General features: G+C 76.7%; 17 protein-coding genes. 10 read left to right on the top strand and 7 right to left on the bottom strand.

The features are described from left to right. Window positions 1-2: 2 nt before the first annotated feature. A complete protein-coding gene (locus ABQ292_RS12155; RefSeq protein WP_369206620.1) occupies window positions 3-2798 on the bottom strand; it encodes a helix-turn-helix transcriptional regulator in 2796 nt (931 codons plus the stop codon). Window positions 2799-3102: 304 nt separating this feature from the next. Here ABQ292_RS12155 and ABQ292_RS12160 point away from each other — a divergent pair, with 304 nt between their 5' ends. Beyond that, entirely contained in the window at window positions 3103-3579 is a 477-nt protein-coding gene (locus tag ABQ292_RS12160; RefSeq protein WP_369206622.1) for a DUF5709 domain-containing protein, read from the top strand. Between the two features lie 120 nt (window positions 3580-3699). Next, window positions 3700-4026 (top strand): GYD domain-containing protein, encoded by a 327-nt coding sequence (locus ABQ292_RS12165; RefSeq protein ID WP_369206624.1) that lies wholly within the window; start codon window positions 3700-3702, stop codon window positions 4024-4026. Between the two features lie 24 nt (window positions 4027-4050). On the opposite strand, the gene ABQ292_RS12170 is transcribed toward ABQ292_RS12165, so the two are convergent. From ABQ292_RS12170 to ABQ292_RS12180, 3 genes are read right to left on the bottom strand one after another with little or no spacing between them, the layout of a single operon-like run. Beyond that, window positions 4051-4686, bottom strand: a complete 636-nt coding sequence (locus tag ABQ292_RS12170; protein WP_369206626.1) for a response regulator transcription factor — start codon at window positions 4684-4686, stop codon at window positions 4051-4053. Then, entirely contained in the window at window positions 4686-6452 is a 1767-nt protein-coding gene (locus ABQ292_RS12175) for a sensor histidine kinase (RefSeq protein ID WP_369206628.1), read from the bottom strand. The genes ABQ292_RS12170 and ABQ292_RS12175 overlap by 1 nt, the downstream gene beginning before the upstream one ends. Further along, window positions 6440-6823, bottom strand: a complete 384-nt coding sequence (locus ABQ292_RS12180; protein ID WP_369206630.1) for a response regulator transcription factor — start codon at window positions 6821-6823, stop codon at window positions 6440-6442. Before ABQ292_RS12180 ends, ABQ292_RS12175 begins: the two co-directional genes overlap by 13 nt. 139 nt (window positions 6824-6962) lie before the next feature. On the opposite strand from ABQ292_RS12180, the gene ABQ292_RS12185 reads away from it, so the two are divergent. From ABQ292_RS12185 to ABQ292_RS12215, 7 genes are all read left to right on the top strand, one after another. Continuing rightward, complete coding sequence (locus ABQ292_RS12185) at window positions 6963-7460, top strand: hypothetical protein (RefSeq protein WP_369206632.1); 498 nt, start codon at window positions 6963-6965, stop codon at window positions 7458-7460. Window positions 7461-7563: 103 nt separating this feature from the next. Further along, a complete protein-coding gene (locus tag ABQ292_RS12190) occupies window positions 7564-8916 on the top strand; it encodes a diacylglycerol/lipid kinase family protein (protein ID WP_369206634.1) in 1353 nt (450 codons plus the stop codon). Window positions 8917-8926: 10 nt separating this feature from the next. After that, complete coding sequence (locus tag ABQ292_RS12195; RefSeq protein WP_369206636.1) at window positions 8927-9196, top strand: YciI-like protein; 270 nt, start codon at window positions 8927-8929, stop codon at window positions 9194-9196. A gap of 509 nt (window positions 9197-9705) precedes the next feature. Beyond that, window positions 9706-10506: a class I SAM-dependent methyltransferase gene (locus ABQ292_RS12200; RefSeq protein ID WP_369206638.1), complete on the top strand. Its 801-nt coding sequence runs from the start codon at window positions 9706-9708 to the stop codon at window positions 10504-10506. 201 nt (window positions 10507-10707) lie between these two features. Beyond that, window positions 10708-11919, top strand: a complete 1212-nt coding sequence (locus ABQ292_RS12205) for an MFS transporter (protein ID WP_369206640.1) — start codon at window positions 10708-10710, stop codon at window positions 11917-11919. A 10-nt stretch (window positions 11920-11929) separates the two neighbouring features. Continuing rightward, the gene (locus tag ABQ292_RS12210) at window positions 11930-12835 is read left to right on the top strand and encodes an SCO6745 family protein (protein WP_369206642.1); all 906 of its coding nucleotides are present in this window, start codon (window positions 11930-11932) and stop codon (window positions 12833-12835) included. Between the two features lie 136 nt (window positions 12836-12971). Continuing rightward, a complete protein-coding gene (locus ABQ292_RS12215) occupies window positions 12972-14339 on the top strand; it encodes a cytochrome P450 (protein ID WP_369206644.1) in 1368 nt (455 codons plus the stop codon). Here ABQ292_RS12215 and ABQ292_RS12220 read toward each other — a convergent pair. Beyond that, window positions 14255-15586, bottom strand: coding sequence for a serine/threonine-protein kinase (locus ABQ292_RS12220; RefSeq protein ID WP_369206646.1), 1332 nt, complete (start codon window positions 15584-15586; stop codon window positions 14255-14257). The genes ABQ292_RS12215 and ABQ292_RS12220 overlap by 85 nt on opposite strands. A gap of 299 nt (window positions 15587-15885) precedes the next feature. Here ABQ292_RS12220 and ABQ292_RS12225 point away from each other — a divergent pair, with 299 nt between their 5' ends. After that, window positions 15886-16968, top strand: a complete 1083-nt coding sequence (locus ABQ292_RS12225; RefSeq protein WP_369206648.1) for an FHA domain-containing protein — start codon at window positions 15886-15888, stop codon at window positions 16966-16968. Between the two features lie 9 nt (window positions 16969-16977). Here the strand turns inward: ABQ292_RS12225 and ABQ292_RS12230 are convergent, their stop codons facing one another. Both ABQ292_RS12230 and ABQ292_RS12235 read right to left on the bottom strand, forming a co-directional pair. Further along, window positions 16978-20082, bottom strand: a complete 3105-nt coding sequence (locus ABQ292_RS12230) for an FAD-dependent oxidoreductase (protein ID WP_369206650.1) — start codon at window positions 20080-20082, stop codon at window positions 16978-16980. A gap of 100 nt (window positions 20083-20182) precedes the next feature. Beyond that, window positions 20183-20791 (bottom strand): DUF6529 family protein, encoded by a 609-nt coding sequence (locus tag ABQ292_RS12235; RefSeq protein WP_369206652.1) that lies wholly within the window; start codon window positions 20789-20791, stop codon window positions 20183-20185. Window positions 20792-20848: the final 57 nt, after the last annotated feature.

The raw sequence follows: 20848 nt of genomic DNA on the forward strand, positions 1-20848 counted from the left end.
GGTCAGCCGGCACCCCGTCCGCCCACCTCCTGCGGCACCCGGGCGAGCGCGTCGCGCAGGGCCGCCCGCGACGAGATCCCGAGCTTGGGGAAGACCCGGTACAGGTGGGCGCTCACCGTCCGCGGTGAGAGGTAGAGCTGCACGCCGATCTGCTTGTTGGTCAGCCCCGCCGCCGCCAGCATCGAGATCTCGTGCTCCTGGGGCGTCAGTTCCACCGGTGCCGCCCGGGCGACCGGTGACCGGGACACCCCCGTCGCCCGCAGCTCGTGCTCCGCCCGCACGGCCCACGGGCGGGCGCCCAGCCGGGTGAAGGCCTCCAGCGCGCCGGCCAGGTGCAGCCGGGCGGCACCGGTCGCCCGGACCCGGCGCAGGTGCTCGCCGTAGGCGAGCTGGACCCGGGCGGACTCGAACGGGTGGCGGTCGGCCCCCGGTGTCGCCATCGCCTCCTCGAAGCACGCGGCGGCACCGTCGTCCGGGGCGGTGAGGGCGGCCGACCCGGCCGCCAGCAGGACCAGCCGGGGGCACAGCCGGAAGACCTCCAGTCCCCGCATCGCCGCCACGTGGGCCTCGGCCTCCTGGCGCCGGCCGGTGCGGACCGCGGCCTCGACCAGGTCCAGGGTGACCCACGGGGCCACCGGCACGTGCGGGGCCACCACACCGGGCGGGCTGATCGCCGCCGCCTGCCGGTAGGCCTCCTCGAAGTCGCCCTCCGCGAGGGCCGCCAGCGCACGGGCGCGGTACGCGGAGTGCTCGAGCGCGCGGACACCGCGCGGCCCGGCCCAGGAGACGACCTGCCCGGCGAGGGTCCGGGCCGTCTCGTGACGACCTTCGGCGGCCGCGAGCAGCGCCAGGCAGCAGGTGCCCGAGAGGCTGGGGAGCCGGTAGCCCAGGGCCTCACCCAGCTCGACGGCCTCCTCGGCCGTCCGGCGGGCCTCCTCCCACCGCCCGGCGCCGTAGGCGTCCTGGCACAGCACGACCAGGGCGTCGACCGCGCAGGCCACGGCGCCGCCCTCCCGCCCGCTCCCCACCACCCGCCACAGCGCCTGCCGGCAGCCGTCGAGCCGGTCGACGTAGGAGGCGGCCAGCCCGGTCCGCACGATCTGCGCCGGGTCCTCCTCGGCGTCGATGCCCGCGATCACCCGGTCCAGCTGCCGCAGGTCCGCGGCGGTGGCGTGTGCCGGGGCGCCGAACGTCGACCGGGCGACCGAGAGGGCGAGGCCCAGCCGGTGCCCCAGCCGGGCGGCCGCCGACTCCAGGGCCTGCCACGGCTCGGGCCGGCCGCTGGAGTGACAGATGACCAGGAGGCCGTGCAGGGCCTCGTCGAGGTCGCCCACCCCGACGGGTCCGAGCAGCGCGGACTCGATCGCGCGCACCAGCGCGACGTGGGCGCCGTCGACGTCCCCGTCCCCGGTGGAGAGGTGGTAGGAGGCGGCCATCGCCGTCTGCAGCGAGCCCCCGCCGTCCGGATCGGCCCGCCGGGCCTGCAGCAGGAGGTCCGGGACACGGCGCAGCTCACCGGCCGCGTGCGCGCCCACGTAGGCGGCCCTCGCCAGACGGCGGGCCCGGTCGGGACCGGAGGGGCTGAGGTCCGCGGCCCTCAGCAGCGCGGTGACGGCACGGACCCCGTCGCCCTTCCGGAGTGCACGGTCCGCGGCCTCGTCGAGCAGGTCCGCGGCCGGCCCGTCCGGGCCGACGGCCGCCTCGGCGAGGTGCCACGCCCGGCGGTCGGGTTGGTCGACGAGGACCTCGGCGAGCGCGGCGTGGGCGCGGCGGCGCTCGCCGCTGGTCGCCAGCTCGACGGCCGCCGAGCCGATGAGCGGGTGGCGCAGGGACAGGCGCTGGGTCTCCGCGTCGACGCGCAGCAGCCGGGCCTCCTCGGCCGGGGCCAGACCGTCCAGCCAGTCCTCGTCGCGGGAGGCCGCGCCGAGGACCCGGAGGTCCCCGGTGCCGTCCAGGGCGGCCAGCAGCAGCAGCCGCCGGGTGGCGGGCGGGAGTGTGCCCATCCGGTCGGCGAACAGTGCCTGCAGGTGACGGCTGAGGGGCAGGACGGAGGGCAGCGCCTCGAGAGCCACCCGCTGCCGACCGGTCAGCGCGGCCGGCAGCTCGAGGAGCGCCAGGGGGTTGCCCTGGGCCGCGGTGACGACGCGCCGACGCACCCGGGGGGCCATCGTCGGGTAGCGGCTCGTCACCAGTTCCTCGGCCGCCCGGTCCCCCAGCGGTCGCACCTCGTGTTCCGGCAGGCCGGCCAACGGCAGGAAGTCACCGTCGCCCGACCGGGACGCGGCGAGGAGGCCGATGCGGGCGCCGGAGAGCCGGCGGGCCACGAAGCCCAGCACCCCGGCACTCGCCCGGTCGAGCCACGGCAGGTCGTCGACGACCACCAGGACGGGCCTCCCGGTGGCGACCTCCCGCAGGAGCGTGAGGGCCGCGGTGGAGACCACCAGGCGGTCCGCGGTCGGACCCGCCCGGTACCCGAGGCTGGTCGCGAGGGCGCTGCGGTGCAGGTCGGACAGGGACGTCAGCTCGCCGAGCACCGGCACCAACAGCTGGTTGAGAGCGGCGAAGCCCACCTCCGCCTCGAACTCCGCACCCGCGGCGGACAGCACCCGGACCCCGGAGGTGCCGGCGGCCTGCGCCGCCACGTCGAGCAGCGCGCTCTTGCCGACCCCTGGTTCGCCCGTGAGCACCAGGGCCGCACCGTGTCCGGCCGCCCGGTCCAGGAACGCGGTCAGCACTGCGACGTCCCCGGCCCGGCCGACCAGGGAGCCGGCCGGGCGCCCGGAGCCGCCATCGTCCACCCGGTCCCCCTCGGCTCGGAGCCGGCGACCCGACCGGGAGGAGGGGACGGACGGCTGTCTGCCCGTGGAAGTGAGAGCGTCTCTCGCCAGCTGCCCGCCTCACAACCACTCCGCGCGCCGAGCCGACGACCGGTCACGACACGCCTGCGGGCGTCCACCGTCACGACGGAGCCGTGCGCGCTCAGTCAGATGACCGATGCCCGGCTGCGCTGCCGGACGGATGCTGACCGGACCACGGGACGAGCGGCCGGCCGGCCCGTCACGTCCGGCGACCGCCCGTCCCCGACCTGAGGGGTGTGTCGGCATGGGGACCGGGATCTTCGGCACCGACGGGACGGATCCGGAGGAGGACTCGGGGGTCCTGGACGCCCGGGACACGCTGGAGGACCTCGGCGGGGTCGAGGACGTCCTCGACACGGGGTGGTCCCCGGCCGAACGGCCCTGGGGGGTCGACGACTGGGGCACCACGGAGTGGGAGGAGTCCACCGGGGAGAGCCTGAGCGGCCGCCTCGCCCGCGAGCTGCCGGAGACCGACCGCCCCGAGGGCGACGGGCTCGGTGACACCTCGGACACCGACGGTGAGCTGCTCGACGACGAGGTCGGTGACCGGCGTGCCGGCCGGCTGGTCGAGGGCGAGGGCGGCTGGGGTGACGAGGAGCCGGAACTCCACGCCGTCGACGCCGGCATCGACTCCGGCGCCGCCTCGGCGGAGGAAGCGGCCGTGCACGTCGTCCCCGATCGGGATGCGGACCGGGCGTCCGCGTGGCGGGACCCGTCCTAGCGCGAGCAGCACCGTGCTCCCGTCGTGGCACGCCGGCCGCGCCGTGCGCAGCGGCCCCCACCGCGGGGTCGTCGGGGGCTAGCGTCGGCTCCTCCGCGGGGGCCGACGAGAGGCCAGCCGATGCCGCTCTACCTGACCAGGTTCAGCTACACGCCGGAGACCTGGGCGCGCCTCATCGAGCAGCCCGAGGACCGTCGTGCGGCCGCCCGTACCTACATCGAGTCGGTCGGCGGGCAGCTGCACGGGTTCTGGTACGCCTTCGGCGCCCACGACGGCTTCACGCTCTGGGAGGCCCCGGACAACGTCTCCATGGCTGCGGTCGCCCTGGCGATCGGGGCCGGCGGTGCGCTCAGCCCGATGGAGACGACGGTGCTGCTGACGGTGGACGAGACCATGGAGGCCCTGCGCCGGGCACAGCAGGTCCGGTACCGTCCGCCGGGGTCGTGAGGTCCCGTCCGGGGACCGGGTCGCTCAGGCGCGCAGGTAGGCGAGCACGGCGAGCACCCGCCGGTTGGCGTCGGCCGCCTGGTGCAGGTCGAGCTTCGTGAACACGTTGTGCACGTAGGCCTCGACCGTCTTCGGGCTCAGGAACAGCCGCTCGCAGATCGCCTGGTTCGACCGGCCCTCCGCCATGACGGCCAGCACCTCCCGCTCCCGCTCCGACAGCGCGTCCAGCGGGTTGCGCACGCGACGCCGGCCGACGAGCTGGGACACGACGCCGGGGTCGATCACCACTCCCCCGGCCGCCACCCGGCGGACGGCGTCGGTGAGCTCGCCGGGATCGGTGACGCGCTCCTTGAGCAGGTACCCGGTGCCCGTCGCGCCGGACTCGAGGAGCCGCATCGCGTAGTGCGGCTCGACGTGCGCCGACAGCACGAGGACGCCCACCTCCGGGTGGCGGGCGGCGAGCACCCGCGCGGCCTCCAGCCCCTCGGCGGTGTGCGTGGGCGGCATCCGGATGTCGACGACGACGGCGTCCGGCGGGTCCCTCTCGACCGCGGCGAGCAGGGCGTCGGCGTCCCCCACCTCCGCCGTGACGTCGAACCCGGCGTCGGCGAGCAGCCGGGCGATGCCCGCCCGGAACAGCGCCGCGTCGTCGGCGACCATCACGCGCACGGGACCGTCGCGATCACGCGGGTGCCGCTGCCCCGTGGGCTGCGCACCGACAGCTCCCCGCCGAGCGTGGCCACCCGGTCGGCGAGCCCGCGCAGGCCCGAGCCGCCCGGGTCGGCCCCGCCGGCGCCGTCGTCGCTCACCTGCACACGGAGGCCGTCGCCGTCCTCGCGCACGTCGACGACGACCTGCCCGGCCCCCGCGTGCTTGGCCGCGTTGGCCAGCGCCTCGGACACCACGAAGTAGCAGGTCTGCTCGACCGCGTCGGCCCACCGCCGGTCCGGCACCGTGCCGACCACGGCCGGCACCGGGCAGCGCTCGGCGAGCGAGTGGAGGGCGGGCCCCAGCCCGGCGTCGGTCAGCAGGACCGGGTAGATGCCCCGGGCCAGCTCGCGCAGCTCGTCGAGGGCACCGGCCAGCTCCGCGCCCGCCTCGTCCAGGAGCGCGCCCAGCTCACCGCTGTCGGCGGTGTCCAGCTGGGTGTGCGCCAGCCGGAGCGCGAGGGCCACCGTGACCAGTCGCTGCTGGGCGCCGTCGTGCAGGTCCCGTTCCACCCGGCGGCGGGCACCGTCGGCCGCCTCGACGATCCGCGCCCTCGACGCCTGGACCTCTCGGAGCTGGCTGCGGACCTCGGCGTGCAGCCGCTCGTTCTCCACCGCCAGGCCCGCCCCGGCCGCGACCGCCGCCACGAGCTCGGGCTCCCCCGCGAGCACCGGGTCGTGCACGATCACGGCGATCCGCTCGCCGTCGCGCTCCAGGTAGGTCAGCGCCCGGCCGCGGACGGGCTCCACGCGGACCGGGGCACCGGCGGGGTCGACGAAGGCGCCGCGCTCGGGCAGCCAGTAGGCCAGCTCCAGGGACGGGTCGTGCAGCGTGTCGGCCAGAGCCCTCTCCAGCCGCTCCGGCACGGGCAGCCCGGCGCCGAGCTCCACGATCAGCCGGCTCACCGCGGACCGGTCCAGCTGGCTGCGCAGGAGCCCCAGCAGCAGCGCCAGGGGCCACACCACCAGGACGACCTGCGCCGACCAGGCCAGCGCCACCCCGACGGCCGGCGGGATGAGCAGCAGGATCGCCGTCCGCTCGACCAGGATCGTGACGACGATCAGCGCGGCTCCCACCGCTCCGGGGGTGAGGCTGCGGCGCTGCGCGGGGCCGGCCGACCGCCACCGCCTGAAGACCACGCCGAGGAGGGACAGGAACAGCACGACGACCACGCCCTGCACGGCCAGGTCGATGCCGGCGGGGTCGAACTCCCCGTTGCTCGGCGCGATCACCAGGCCGTTGGGCGGAGGCCCGTCCCCGAGCTGCCGCTGGGCTCCGAGGGCGAACAGGAAGACGGCGTCCAGCGGTGCGGAGAGCAGGTAGCCGACCGTCACCAGCACCCGCTCCGCCCGGTCCTGCACACGCCCGGCCGGGAACGTGGCCAGCAGGTGCACCAGGACGCTGAGGTGGACCGAGCCGAGCAGGACGCCCACCACGAACCCGGTCCGGGTGTCGACCGCCACCGCGAAGCGGGCGAACCAGGCGAAGCCGAGCACGACCATCAGGACGCCGGTCCTGCTGTCCGGGCGGCGCGTCCACGCCACCAGACCCACCCCGATGAAGGACCAGCCGACGGCGAGGTCCAGCACGAGCGTCGGTGCGAGCAGGTCGGCGGGCACCCGGTAGCCGCCCCACACCAGCGCGCCGGCCGCCGCGACGCCGGCGGCCGCCCCCGCGGAGGCCACCGCCGTGCGGGTGCGGGGCCTCAGCCGCTGCACGGGACCGGCCGTCCTGGTCCGTCGATCACACGCAGCAGTGTCTCGCCGCTGAGCTCCGACTTGGTGATGAACCCGCGCGCCGTGCTGGCGTCCACCCGGTGCCCGTAGTCCAGCAGCGCCCGGCTCGAGACGAGCACGACGATCGGCACGGGCTGCCTCCGGGCGAGTGCCTCGGCGACCGCGAAGCCGTCCAGGTCGGGCAGCTGGACGTCGAGGAGGACGACGTCGGGGGCGAGGTCGCGGACCGCGGAGAGGGCCCCGGCGCCGTCGGCGGCCTCCCCCACGACCTGGAAGCCGCCCGCCACGAGCAGCCGGCGGGCCAGCGACCGGAAGGGGGCGTGGTCGTCGACGATCAGCACCCGCGCTGTCACGGATCGAGCCTGACGACGCCGCACGCCCCCCACCACGGGGTCAGCCCCGTGCCCGTCCCCGGGGGCAGCCCGCTGATCCGGGAGGGTCCGCCGGAGCACGCTCGGAGCGGTCGGAACCCGCTCGCTCCCGGAGGCAGCCATGTCCCGCACCGTGCGCACCAGACACCTGTTCCGCCTGGACCTGCTCCGCATCGGCGTGGCCGGCGGGGCCGCCGTCGTCCTGCTCGCCGCGTGCGGTGGTGGGGATCCCGAGGCCGACTCCGCGGCGACCACGCCCGCGGCAGGGCAGAGCGAGGAGGGGACGGCGCCGACCGACGACGTGGCCGACTTCTGCGCCCAGGCCGACGACGTCGACGAGCGGGTCGACTCGGCGCTGTCCGACCTCGAGGGCGACGACCCGTCGGTCGCGGACGCCTTCCGTCAGATCGCGACGGAGTTGCGTGGCATCGAGGCGCCCGAGGCGATCACCGCGGACTGGGAGGCGATGGCGGCCGGCCTGGACCGGATGGCCACCGCCTTCGGCGACGTCGACGCCACCGACCTCGGCTCGATCGAGGCACTCGACCGGGCCGAGGGCGACCTGACCACGGCGAGCGCCCACGTGGACGACTACCTCAGCGACGAGTGCGGCAGCTGAGCCCTCCCGTCCGCGGGGACCGGGGGCGCTCCCGACCCGCGGCCGGAGGGTCACACTGGCCCCTCCCGGAGCCCCGTCCGCAGCACGGAGAGGGAGGCCACCGATGTCCCGTCCCGGCCGGCCGCGCCCCCGTGTGCGGGGGCGCCGGACCGCCGCCGCGGTGGCCCTGGCCGCCGCGGCCTGGGTGCTGGTGCTGAGCGTCGCGGCCGCGGTGGACGACTTCCCGCGCGGCCTGCTCCTGCTGGTCTGCGGCGCCCTGGTCGCCGCGGGCGCGTGGCAGGGGGTGCTGCGCCGCGGCTGGGGTCGGGTCGCCGGCCTCGCCGTCGCCGGGGTCGCCCTGACCGGCGGGGTCGTGGTGCTGGCGGACTCGGGCTACCGGCGCACCGTCCTCCTGCTCGGGCTCGGCGCCGTGGTCTGGTACGCGGCGGCCCGGTCGGCCTTCCGGCCGGACGTCGAGCTGCCCGCCGCCGAGCGACCGCGCCGGCCGGTGGTCGTGGTCAACCCGCGGTCGGGCGACGGCCGGGCGGCCCGGACCGGGCTGGTCGCGGCGGCGCGCGAGCGGGGCATCGCGGTGGTGGAGCTGCGGCCGGGTGAGGACCTGGCCGCGCTCGTGCGGGGCGCGGTCGAGGCCGGCGCCGACGCCGTGGGCATGGCCGGCGGTGACGGCTCCCAGGCCGTGGTGGCCGCCGTCGCGGCCGAGGCCGGCCTCCCCTACGCCTGCATCCCCTCGGGGACGCGCAACCACTTCGCCCTCGACCTCGGCGTGGACCGCACCGACGTGGTGGGCGCGCTCGACGCCCTCGTCGACGGCGGCGAGCGGGTGGTCGACCTGGCCGAGGTCAACGGCCGGGTGTTCGTCAACAACGTCTCGCTGGGGGTGTACGCGGAGGCCGTGCAGGACGGCGGTTACCGCGCGGCTAAGGTGCGGACCCTGCTCGCCACGGTCCCCGAGGCCCTGGCTGCGCGGGGCGGTGCGCAGGACCTGCGCTGGACGACGCCGGGCGGGCGCACCATGCAGGGCGCGGCGGTGGTCCTGGTGGGCAACGGCCAGTACCGGCTGGCCGGAGCCGCCGGCGCGGGGACCCGCCCGGCCGTCGACCAGGGACTGCTCGGGGTGACCGTGGTCGACCCGCCCGGCAGCCGTGAGCGGCGCGGGCGGCGCCCGGTGCGCCAGTGGGCGGCCCCCGAGTTCCGCGTCGAGGCGACCCAGCCGGTGGCGGCGGGGATCGACGGGGAGGCCGCGGTGCTGGCACCGCCGGTCACCTTCCGGGCGCGCCCGGCCGCCCTGCGGGTCCGCATCGCCGCCCACCACCCCGGCGCCTCCCCCTCGGCGATCGAGCCGGTGGGTGCGCTGGCGGCCCTGCGTGCCCTCGCCCGCATCGCCGCCGGCGGCGACCCGCGGCAGCTGCCGCCCCGGGTGACGCCGGCGGTGGGGCAGCGGGACGCCGCCGTGTGACAGTGGCGGCGTGCACCTGCTGCTGGAGTACAGCCTCGCCGACGACTACCTGGAGCGGCGCGCGGCGCTGCGCGAGGACCACCTCGCGCTGGCGCGGGCCGCGCACGAGCGGGGCGAGCTGCTGCTCGCCGGCGCGCTCCCCGACCCCCACGACCGCGCCCTGCTGGTCTGGACGGCGGAGCGCGAGGTCGTCGAACGGTTCGCCGAGCAGGACCCCTACGTCGTCCACGGGCTGGTCACCGCATGGACGATCCGGCCGTGGAACGTCGTCGTCGGCTGACCGCGGCCGCTGCCTGCACCTGACGCCACGTCGCCCCTCCCGGCCGCGCTCACCGTCAGGAGACGGTCCCGATGACCGCCGAACCGAGGACGTTCGTCGACGTCGACGCCACACCCGAGCGCGTGTGGCGGGTGCTGACCGATCCGCCCGCCCATGCGGAGTGGAACCCGGTCGTCACCGAGGCAGGAGGTGACCCCCTCACAGCGGTCCCGCGCGCGGACGTCGCTGCTCTCGAGCCGGTCCGGACTCGTGACACCGGGTCCGGGATGCGCTTGGGTTGCGGCCGGGAGGTAGTGGAGCGGAGGGGCCGCAGCCAGCTGGGCCCGGTGTCGACCTACCGGGTCCCCGGGACGCCGCCGTCCAGAGCCGGGCTCACCGGCCCCGTCAGAGTGGTGTGGGCGCACGCGCCGCCGGCCGCCTCCCCGGCGCCGACGGTGACCGTCGGCGTTGCCCACCGCGACGGCCACGAGCACGAGAGGGCAGCACCCATGGCGACTCCCCTGCCGGCCTTGACGCCGGTCGAAGACAGCCTGTTCCTGACGCTCTGCTGCAGGGCACTGGACAACCGCTCGCCGCATCCGATCCTGGGCGACGAGATCGCCGACGAGATCGTCCGCACGCTGGACCACGACTACGAGCGGTTGAACACCACCACCAACCTCGTCCTCAACGTGGCGCTCCGCGCCAAGAAGATCGACGAGGTCGCGTCGCGGTTCATCGCCCGCCACCCGGATGCGGTCGGGCTAGACCTCGGCGCGGGGTTCGACACGCGGCCGGCCCGCATCACGCCGCCGCCCACGGTGGACTGGTACGACGTCGACCTCCCCGAGGTGGTGGCCGCCCGCGAGCACGTCGTCCCGGATCGCGCGAAGGCGCACACCATCAGCGCGGACGTGACGGACCCGGACTGGCTGGACGCCCTGCCCACCGACCGGCCTGCCGTCGTCACGGCCGACGGCCTGATGGGATTCCTCGCCAAGGAGGAGCTGGGTGCCCTGTTCGACCGGCTGATCGACCACTTCCCGAGCGGAGAGCTGGTCTTCAACGGCTACACGCGGTTCACGATCTGGGTGGCCCGGCACTCCCGGGGCACGAAGTCGGTCGCCGACCAGGTGAAGTTCCCCGGCATGGACGACCCGCGCGAACCCGAACGCTGGAACCCCGGGCTGGAGCTGGTGCAGGAGATGCTGATCAGCCGGCAACCCGAGATCGCCCGGTTCCCACCGGTCCTCCGCGCCTACTACCGGCTGTCGGCGCGCAGCACGTCCTGGTCGCGGAAGGGCACGCTGGTCCTGCACTACCGGTTCTAGGCCGGCGCGGGTCCCCCCCTTCGGGGTCACGACGAGCACGTGCCGCCGGAGTCGTCGACGACGTGGCGGAGGACCTCGCCCGGGTCCTCGTCGGCGCAGGAGTGCAGCCGGTGGCCGTCGGAGGCGACCTGGATCGAGCCGTCGCTGCGGGCTCGTCGCCGTACCCATCAGCCGATGAGCGGGACCGGTAGCGTCCGGCGCGTGACGGGGGCCGCAGCCGGGCAGCGAGTCCTCCGGCGGCGACTCGACGCCCTCACGTTCGGTCTGTTCACCGTGGCCCTCGGCACCAACATCCCCACGCCGCTGCTGCTGGTCTACCGGCGCACCCTGGACCTGTCCGACGCCGACCTCACCGCCGTGTTCGGCTGCTACGCCATCGGCCTGGTCGCGGCGCTGACCGTCTCGGGCGCGGCCTCGGACCGGTTCGGGCGGCGGGCCCTGGTCCTGCCCTTCGCGGTCGTCGCCGGGCTGGTCTCGCTGCTGTTCCTCCCCGCCGCGGGCTCGCTGCCGCTGCTGTACGCGTGCCGGCTGCTGCAGGGCGTCGTGTCCGGGGTCGTGTTCTCGGTCGCCAACGCGTGGCTGCAGGACCTCGCCGGTCCCGAGGGGCAGCGGTCGGCGGCCACCCGCGGCGCCGTGTCGACGTCGCTGGGGTTCGCGATCGCGCCGGCCATGAGCGGGGTGCTGGCCCAGTACGGCCCCGCGCCGACGACGCTGCCCTACCTGGTGCACGTCGCCGTCCTGGTCGTCGGCCTCGGCGTGCTGCTGACCGTCCCGGAGACCGTGCAGGTCCGGCGACCGGGCCGGCTCATGACCCTCGGCCTGCCGCCGGAGGCACGGCGGCCGTTCTGGGCGGTGCTGGCGCCCACCGCCGTCGGCGTCTTCGCCTTCCCGGCGGTCGCGGCGACCCTGCTGCCGCTGCTCGTGGTGCCGGACGGCGTCGGCGTGGCCTACGCCGGCGTGATCGCGGGGGTGGCCCTGGGGGCGAGCGCGGCGGCGGCCCGCGTCGGCCGGCGGGCCGAGCGGGGCGCCGGGCCGCTCGGGATGGCCCTCGGCGCGCTGGGCCTCGGTCTCGGCGTGGCCGCGATCGTCGCGGGGTCCGAGCCGCTGCTGCTGCCGTCGTCGGCCCTGATGGGCGCCGGCGGCGGGCTGTGCCTCACCGCGGGACTGACCCTCACCGCCCGGCTCGCGCCGCCGCACGCCCGGGGCGCGATGAACAGCGCGTTCTACGCCTTCGCCTACGCCGGCTTCGGCACCCCCCTGTTGCTGGCGTGGCTGGGGTCGAGGGTCGGCACGGTGCCGGCCGTGTCGGCCTTCGTCGCCGTGCCGGCCGCGATCGCCGCCTGGCTGTGGTTCGAGCTGCGCCGCGGCGGACCCCGGCGCCGAGGGGATGGTGCCGCCCCGTCCACCGGGTGACGATGCCCCCGTGGACTTCGCCCAGGCACAGCAGGTCTTCCTCTCCGCCCCGGACGCCGAGCGTCCTCCGGCCGGGGTCCCCGACTCCCCCTCCCGCCGGCTGCGCGACGCCGCCGAGCCGATCGCGACCATCAGCTGGTGGGGCCGGCCGGTGAACGACCGGCTCGCCGCCCTCGGCCTGGACTTCCTGACCGGCTACGTGTGGGGCCGCACCGCACCGATGGGCGAGCCGGCTCCGCTGGTCGTCGTCGCCGCGTTCGGCGTCTTCGAGCCGGGCCTGGTCACCGGCGTCTACGAGCAGGCGCGGGCCACGGCGTCGCGCGCCGACGTGCTCGCCGCCCGCGAGCAGGGCGTGGTGGAGGCGCTGCACGACCTGCTGCCCGGGGCCGACGTCACCGGCGCCGTCGCCGCGCTGCGCCGGGGCACCGACGTCGCGGCGCGGGACCTGGCCGGCCGGCCGCTGTTCGCCGGCCAGCTGTCGCTGCCCTGGCCCGAGGACCCGCTCGGGCAGCTCTGGCACGCCACCACGCTGCTGCGCGAGTACCGCGGCGACGTGCACGTGGCCGCCAACGTCGCCGCCGGGGTCACCGGCGTGCAGATGAACCTGCTGACCGAGTACTGGGTGGGCTGGGAGCACACCGCCTACGCCGGCACCCGCGGCTGGTCGCCCGAGGCGATGGCCGAGGCCGACGCCGGCCTGGCCGACCGCGGGCTGGTCGCCGGCGGCCGGCTCACCGACGAGGGACGGCGCCTGCGGGACCGCATCGAGGCGCAGACCGAGGCCGCGCTCGCGCCCGTCCTCGACGCGATCGGCCCGGAGCTGCCCGAGCTGACCCGCCGGCTCGACGAGTGGTCGGCGGCGATCGTGGCCGGCGGCGCGGCGCCCCCGGACGTCTACAAGCGGATCAGCGGCTGACCGACCGCCCTCCCCCGCGGTACGGGCCGCACCGGCGTCGGCGGCTCACTCCGCGCTGGCCCGACCTGCGCTCCGCCACGGAGGATGGGGTCCCGGCGGGGGCACCCGGGTCCGCCGGGAGGACGGGGAGGACGACGTGACGGTGCGCAGTGCGGTCCGCTGGGCCGCGACCCACGGCGCGATGCGGCTGGCGATCCGGGCGCGGGCGCGGGCGGGGAACCCCGACGCCGAGGTGCTGCTCGACCCCGCCGTGCGCGAGGACCCCTTCGCCCACTACGAGCGGCTGCGGACCGCCGCGCCCTTCGCCGGCGGAGCGTTCGCGCGGGTCAGCGTCCACCACGACGTGTGCACCGACGTCCTGCGCAGCGACGACTTCGGCCAGATCGGCGGGAACCGGACCGAGGGGATGCCGCCCCTGCTGCGGACGGCGCTGCGGCTGGCCGGACCGCGGCCGAGCACCGGCCCGATCGACCCGCCGTCGATGCTCGCCGTCGACCCGCCCGAGCACACCCGCTACCGGCGGCTGGTCAGCCGGGCCTTCAGCGCCCGGGCCGTCGCCCGGCTGCGCGAGCGCACCCGGCAGATCGCCGACGAGCTGCTCGACGGGCTCGAGCGCGAGGCGGCGGCCGACGGCGGGCACGCCGACCTCGTCGCCCGCTACGCCAGCCTGCTGCCGGTCACGGTCATCTCCGAGGTGCTCGGCGTTCCCGTGGCGATGCGCGAGCAGTTCCTCGCGTGGGGCGACGGCGCCTCACCCAGCCTGGACATGGGCGTGGGCTGGCGCACCCACCGCAGCGTCGAGCGCAACCTCGGCGAGCTCGACACCTGGTTCCGCGGGCACGTGCGGCGGCTGCGCCGCGCCCCCGGCGAGGACCTGCTGTCCGCGCTGGTCGCCATGGCCGACGACGACGGCAGCGGGCTGACCGAGCAGGAGCTGCTGTCCACGGCGCTGCTCGTCCTCGGCGCCGGCTTCGAGACCACGGTCAACCTCATCGGCAACGGCGCGGCCCAGCTCTTCGCCCACCCCGACCAGCGCCGGCTGCTGGCCGAGGACCCGTCGCTGTGGCCCAACGCCGTCGACGAGGTGCTCCGTGTCGACTCCCCGGTGCAGCGGACCGGGCGGCGGGTCACGCGCGACACCACGGTGCACGGCGTCCCCCTCCGGGAGGGCGACCTGGTCCTGCTCGTGCTCGCCGCGGCGAACCGGGACCCGCGGGTCTTCCGCGACCCGCACGTCTTCGACGTCACCCGGGCCAACGCCCGCGACCACGTCGCCTTCTCCAGCGGCATCCACTTCTGCCTGGGGGCCGCGCTCGCCAGGATGGAGGGCGAGGTGGCCCTGCGGGCCCTGTTCGAGCGGTTCCCCGACCTGGCCGCCGCCGGCGCCGGGCACCGCCGCCGCACGGTCGTCCTGCGCGGCTACGAGTCGCTGCCCGTGGTGCTCACCGCGCAGACCGCCGCCGTCGGCCGACCGCACGCCGGCCCGTCGGCCGGCGCGCCGTAGACGGTGAACACCCGCGGCAGCAGCCACACCGCGAGCGCCGCCAGCAGCAGGACCAGCAGGACGACGGCGGCCACCACCGCGGGACGGCGGCGCGGCGGGGCCTCGTCGTCGTCCCCGTCGTCGTACCGGTCGTCGTACCGGTCGTCGTACCGGTCGTCGTGGCCGGTGTCCCCCCGGCCGGCCGTCCCGGGCACCCGGGCGCCGGGGGCCACCGGGTCGGTCCGCGGCGTACCGGGGCCCGGCCCCGGCGTGACCGCGGGGGCCGCCGTCGCGCCTTCCTGCCGGGCGCCGGTCGTCCCCGCCGGCGCGCCGCCCGGCGTCAGCCCGGTCCCGCGGGTCGGGGCGACGATGCGCTCGGCGCCCAGCACGACCGGCATCCCGTCCGCGGACAGCCAGTGCGCTCCCCAGGCCCGCGTGCCCGCCTCGGCCAGCGCCACCCCGAACGCCTCCGCCGTCCCGTAGCGCTCCGCGGGGTCGGTGGCCAGGCCGCGCATGACGACGGCGGCGACGTCGGCCGGGACGTCCGGGGCCACGTCGGGCAGCGGGATCGGCGCCTCGTAGGCGTGCTTGAACAGCAGGGACATGACGTCGCCGTCGGCGGTGAACGGCAGCCGGCCCGCCAGCAGCTCGTAGAGCATCGTCGCCAGCCCGTACACGTCCGTCGCCGGCGACAGCTCCCCGCCCCGCACCTGCTCGGGCGCGACGTAGGACGGCGTGCCGACGACGTCCCCGGCGCGGGTGAGCATGGTGTCGGGCCCGCCGAGCACCTTGGCGATGCCGAAGTCGGTGACCTTCACCGCCCCGCTGGCGGCGAAGAGCATGTTCTCCGGCTTGACGTCGCGGTGCAGCACGCCGCGCACGTGGGCGGCGTTGAGCCCCGCCGCGCAGGCGAGGCACACCGCGACCGCCCCCGTGGCCGGGAACCCGGTCGTCGTGGCCCGGTCGCGCACCGTCCCCCCGGGCAGCTGCTCCATCACCAGCAGGCAGAGGTCCTCCCGCTCGACGAAGTCGTACACGGGGACGACGTGCGGGTGGTCGAGCGAGGCGAGCACCCGCGCCTCCGCGGTGAACCGCCGCCGGACCGCGACGTCGGCGGCCGTCGCCGTGGGCAGCTGCTTGATCGCGACGCTGCGGTCGAGCTGGCGGTGGTGGCCGGCGAGCACCACGCCCCAGCCGCCCTGGCCGAGCACCTCGCCGATGTCGTACGCCGGGAGCGCGTCGGCGATCCGCTGCCGTTCGGCCTGCATCGCTCAGTGCGCCGCGCGGCCGGGCAGCCCACCACGCGGGGCGGGCACGGGCTGGCTGTGGGCCACGGGGACTCCTCGGACACCCGGCCGGCGCTGCCGCCGACGGGTCGGCTGGCCATGGCTCCGGCATCGCTGGCGCGGGCAGTCTACTGGCCGCCGCCCCCTCCGCGGGCGGTCGCGCACGCCCTCCGTCGGCGGGTCCGGCGTCCTGTTCCGCGGCGCCGTCCGGCCCTAGCCTGGGCGCGCCGACCACGGGGCGCAGGAGCGCGGCACGGTCCACACGGTCGAGAGGAACTGCCATGCCAGACGCCGGGGCACGGGCGGGACTGACACGGGTCGGGCTGGCCCCGGGGGACGGCCTGGTCGCACGCTTCGGCGACGTCGTCCTCCTGGTCCGCGACGACGACGCGGACGGCGGCGCCGCCACCGAGGAGCTGCTCGGACTGGTCGAGGCCGCCGCGGCGGAGGACCAGCCGGGCAGCGCGGTCGCCGCCCGGCTGGGCGGCTGGGTCGGTGGCCGGCCAACGGCCGACGGCACCGCGTTCGGGGTGGTCGCACCGGTCGCCGACGGTGTGGTCGTGCTGCTGCGCGGCGCGGTGTCGGCCGAGGTGGAGGGCCCCTCGGGGACCACGCGGCTCTCGGGGCGGCAGGCGCTGACCTGGGTCGACCACGTCGTCGCAGGGCCCTTCGCCCGGGTGACCGTCGAGGGCGGGGCCGGGTCGGCGGCGCCGGTCCACCCCCGGTCCGCGCTGCGGGACGGCGTGGTGCCCGCGCGCGGCTTCGTGCTCAGCCCGGCCGGGGCCGGCGATCCCCCGGCCCCGGCCCCAGCCGGAGACGCAGCGGGGGGCGCAGCGCCCGGCGAGGACCCGCCGCGGGAGTCCGGACCGCTGCGCGACACGCTCACCGACGCCCGGCCCCCGGACGTCCCCGCCGACCGGAGGACCGAGCCGTCCGTGACGGCACACCTGCAGGAGACGGCGCAGGCGCAGGAGCCGGACCGGCTGCAGGAGACCATGCTGGCGCCGGCGCCGGTGGGCGCGCTGGTGTGCGAGGGCGGCCCCACGGTCCTGCTCGACCGGGACTACGTCCTCGGCCGCGAGCCGCACAACGACCCGGACGTGCGCAGTGCCGTGGCCTCGCCGGTGGTGATCCGCGACCCGGGCAACCTCGTCTCCCGCGTGCACGCCCGCGTCTCCGTCGACGGCGGCCGGGTGTACGTGCGCGACGCACCCTCGGTCAGCGGCACCTACGTCGCCGGCCCGGGAGCGACGGAGTGGACCCGCATCGGCACCGAGCCCACGCCGCTGCTGCCCGACGGGAGCCTGCGCGTCGGCACGCAGGTGTTCACCTTCCGCGCGACCAAGGCGGCCGACGCCGGCTGACCCCGGGTGTCAGGCCGGCGCCGGCTGCGACTGCGGCCGGCGCCGGCCGGCGTCGCGCAGTGCCCGCCAGTCGCCGGCGCGCAGCCCGGCGAGGACGGCGTCGTCGAGCTCCAGCCGCCGCTTGACCGCCGCGGTCACCGCGGTGACGTCCTCGGGGTGGTGGCCCAGGACGACGCCGCCGACGACCGTCCGCCCGGCGAGGACCAGCCGCCGGTAGGAGGGCAGCGACGCGTCCTCGTCGACCACCACCTCCTCGCCCGGCCCGGGCTCCACGCGGCCGACCGCGAACAGGTCCAGCCCGACGCCCTTGAGCAGGGTGGGGGGCACCTCGGAGGTCAGCGTCTCGTTCCCGCCGAGCGCGTTGACCGCGGCGACCTCGCCCTGCTTGGCCGCGACCGGCCACAGGCCCCACACCCGCCCGGCCTGCTCGGCGACGTCGCCGGCCGCGAAGACGCCCGGCACCGCGGTCGCCATCCGGTCGTCGACCAGCACGCCCTTGCCCACCGGGATGCCGGCCTCGCGGGCCAGGTCGACGTCCGGGCGGATGCCGACGGCGGCCAGGAAGACGTCGCAGCGCAGCGCCCGGCGGTCGGCGAGCCGGACCCCGGTGACCCGCGGCTCGCCGGTGAGCGCCTGGGCCTCGGCGCGGTAGAGCACCTGCAGCCCGATCCGGCGGAACCACGCGTCGACCAGCTCGCTGGCGCGCGGGTCGATCTGGCGGGACAGCAGCCGGGACCCGCGCTCCAGGACCGTCACCCGCAGGCCCAGCTCCAGCAGCGCGTGCGCGGCCTCCAGGCCCAGCAGCCCACCACCGGCGACGACGGCGTCGCGGCCGCCGTGGCGCTGGACGTGGCTGCGCAGCGCGGCGGCGTCGGCCGCGGAGCGCAGCACGCTGCTCCCGGGCCGGCCGAAGCCCTCGACGGGCGGCTCGACGCTCTTGCTGCCCATGGCCAGGATGAGCCGGTCGTAGGGCAGCACGTCGCCGGTGCCGAGGAACACCCGGCGGGTCCCCACGTCGATCCGGGTGGCGACGGTGTTGAGCCACGCGGTGACCTGGTGGTCGTCGTACCAGGTCTCCGGCAGCAGGTAGAGGCCCTGCATGGCCGACCGGCCGTAGACCAGCCGGGAGATGCCCATCCGGTTGTAGAGCGCGTGCGGCTCCTGCCCGACCACGTGGATCTCGCACTCGGGGTGGCCACGCCGGAGGAAGTCCGCTGCGGTCACCCCGGCGATGCCGTTGCCGAGGACGACGCAGCTGACGATCGACCGGTCGAACTCGCGCGGGACGTCGCCGTCGACCGGGCCGCCGGGCTCGGGGGTCAGCGAGACCGTCACCGGCCCCGACCGGATCCGCGCCGAGCAGGCCATGCGGGTGCTCGGGGCCAGCCCCAGCCGGCGCAGCGTGGACAGCTCCTCGTCCTCCGGCTCGGACAGGCAGGCGGCTCCCTCGAGGACGGCGACCGGGTCGGCGCCGCACACGCCCATCCGGCAGCCGGCCTCGATCGGCAGGCCGGCCTTCTCGGCGGTCTCCAGCAGGCTGGTCCCGACCTCGCCCTCGACGGCGGCGTCGGCGCCGGCGAAGCGCACCTCTGCGGTGTCCGCCTCCTCCGCGGGGGCCTGCGCGGCCGCCTCCGGCGCCGGCCGGCTGACCGGGACGACCGGCAGCAGCTCGGGGTGGAACTGCTGCAGGTACTGGCGCTCCTTGACCGCGGTGCGCGCGATCCACAGCACCGACAGCACGAGCACCAGCGCCGAGACCGGCCAGCGCAGCCACGGCGCCTCGACGCCGGTGACCGTGGCGAAGGAGTCCGCGAGGACCGGGCCGGCGAACCAGTAGAAGAGGTTGATCGCCGCCGCGGCCCAGAGTGCGACGACCACCGACGCGCTCAGCGGCAGCAGTGCCTGGACGGCGTAGAAGAGCCCGACGCTGCCGAGGAAGAACAGCGCCAGCTCGCCGTAGGTCGTCGTCAGCGCCCGGTCGCCGGCGCCGGCGAGGACGAAGAAGCCGAGCACGAAGCCGGGCAGCGCGCCGACGAAGAGCCTGCGGGGTCCGGTCCACACGGGGTCGTCCTCGTGCAGGTCGGCCTGGTAGGCGCCGATCGGCGCGAAGTCGTAGCAGTTGGTGGTGCAGGCGACGCAGGGCCGGCAGTGGCTGTTGGGCACCCGGACGAACGGCGTCTGCCCGTACACGCGCTGCAGCGGCAGCAGCGGGCAGATCTGGCTGCACCAGCCGCTCTTGCCCTTGAACAGCAGTCCGCCGAGGAAGGCCGCGGTGATGACCACCGCGAGCAGGACGCCGGTCGCCGCCCCGCTGCCGTTGAACACCGCCAGCCGGGCGCCGGCGAGGACGAAGAACAGGACCATCGCGACGACGAAGGCGCGCCGGCGGAAGCCCTCGGGGAGGGTGCGTCCCAGGGTGAACCCGAGGACGCGCGGCACCTGGTTGGCCGCCGCCAGCGGGCAGACGTTGCGCCACACGCCGGGCGCGACGAAGAACAGCAGCGGCAGCAGCGGCACGATGATCCCGAAGAAGACGAACAACCCGCCCGCCGGACGCACGAACAGGGCCACGCACAGCGCGGCGTAGGCCAGCAGGCTGACCACCCTGATCGCCCGCCACACCCACAGCGGCACGTGGGTACGCATCTCGGTGTAGACGGGGAAGAGGTCCTCGCCCGGCCGGGACGTGCGGCCCAGGACCCGGTCCCAGGCCACCGCCGCGCGCGACGGGACGGCCGGGGGCGCCGGTGGCGGGGGCGGCGGGGGTGGCAGGGCCGCCCCGGCGCCGCCGACGAGGGCCGTCTCACGGGCGCCGGCGGGCACGGGGACGCGTTCCGGCCGGCCGATGACCACGATCTCGGTGGCGCCGAGGCGGACGACGTCGCCGGCCTCCAGGGTGACCCGGCCGGTGACCGGGAGCCCGTTGACCAGGGTGCCGTTGCGGCTGCCGAGGTCGACCAGCGACAGGGCGACCGGGCTGGGCACCAGCCGCAGGTGGCGGCGCGAGACCCGGTCGTCGGCGAGGGCCAGACCCTCGGGGTCGCGGCCGACCTCCAGCGCGCGGGTCAGCGCGATCCGGCGCGGCTCGCGGCCGAGCTCCCGGATCTCGATCACCGGCGGGCTGCTCACCGCTCGGCCCGCCGGGTCGGGGTGGTGGTGGACGCCGACATGGGTCTCTCCCTCGCGGAGTGTGCACGCGCCGCCGGGCGGCGCCTCAGAGGCGGAAGCCGCTGCTGGTGAAGACCCACAGCGACGAGGTGAGCCACAGCGCGATCAGGCTGGTGAAGACCGCACCGCCGAGCACGGGGACGACCCAGCGCGGCAGGCCGCGGCGGGTGAGCGCCAGCATCTTGGTGACGAAGACGCCGTAGAAGAAGCAGCCCAGAGCGGAGTGGACCAGGGCGCGCGTCGAGCCGGACTGGAAGCCGAGCGCGTACACGCAGTGGACGACGACCGGGATGGTCAGCACCACGGCCAGCCGGCCCGACCACCGGTGCAGGGTGCGGGTCCACGGGCGGGCGCCGGCGTCGTGCATGCGGGCCGCCGTGAGCAGCTGCACGACGCCGAACACGGTGGCCGCGGTGGTGAGCCAGGCCTTGACGTAGAGGGGCGAGGAGAACCCCGGGACGTCGAGCGAGTAGCCGGCCGGCTCGTGCTCGGCGGCGTAGACGCCGAGCACGAGCGCGACGGCGCAGCCGGCGAGCAGGAAGCTGAGCAGGGGCAGCCGGAAGGCGTCGCGCGGCTCGGCGCGCGGCCGGGGACGCGACACGACCGTCTCGGCGGGAGGTGCGGGGGCGTCGACCGGCGGGCGGGTGTGGGTCATGGCGGTGGTCTCCTCGCGTGCGCGACGGTCGGTGGGACCAGCAGGGCGTCGGGGCGG

This window comes from Geodermatophilus maliterrae (assembly GCF_041018925.1).
GTDB lineage: Bacteria > Actinomycetota > Actinomycetes > Mycobacteriales > Geodermatophilaceae > Geodermatophilus > Geodermatophilus maliterrae.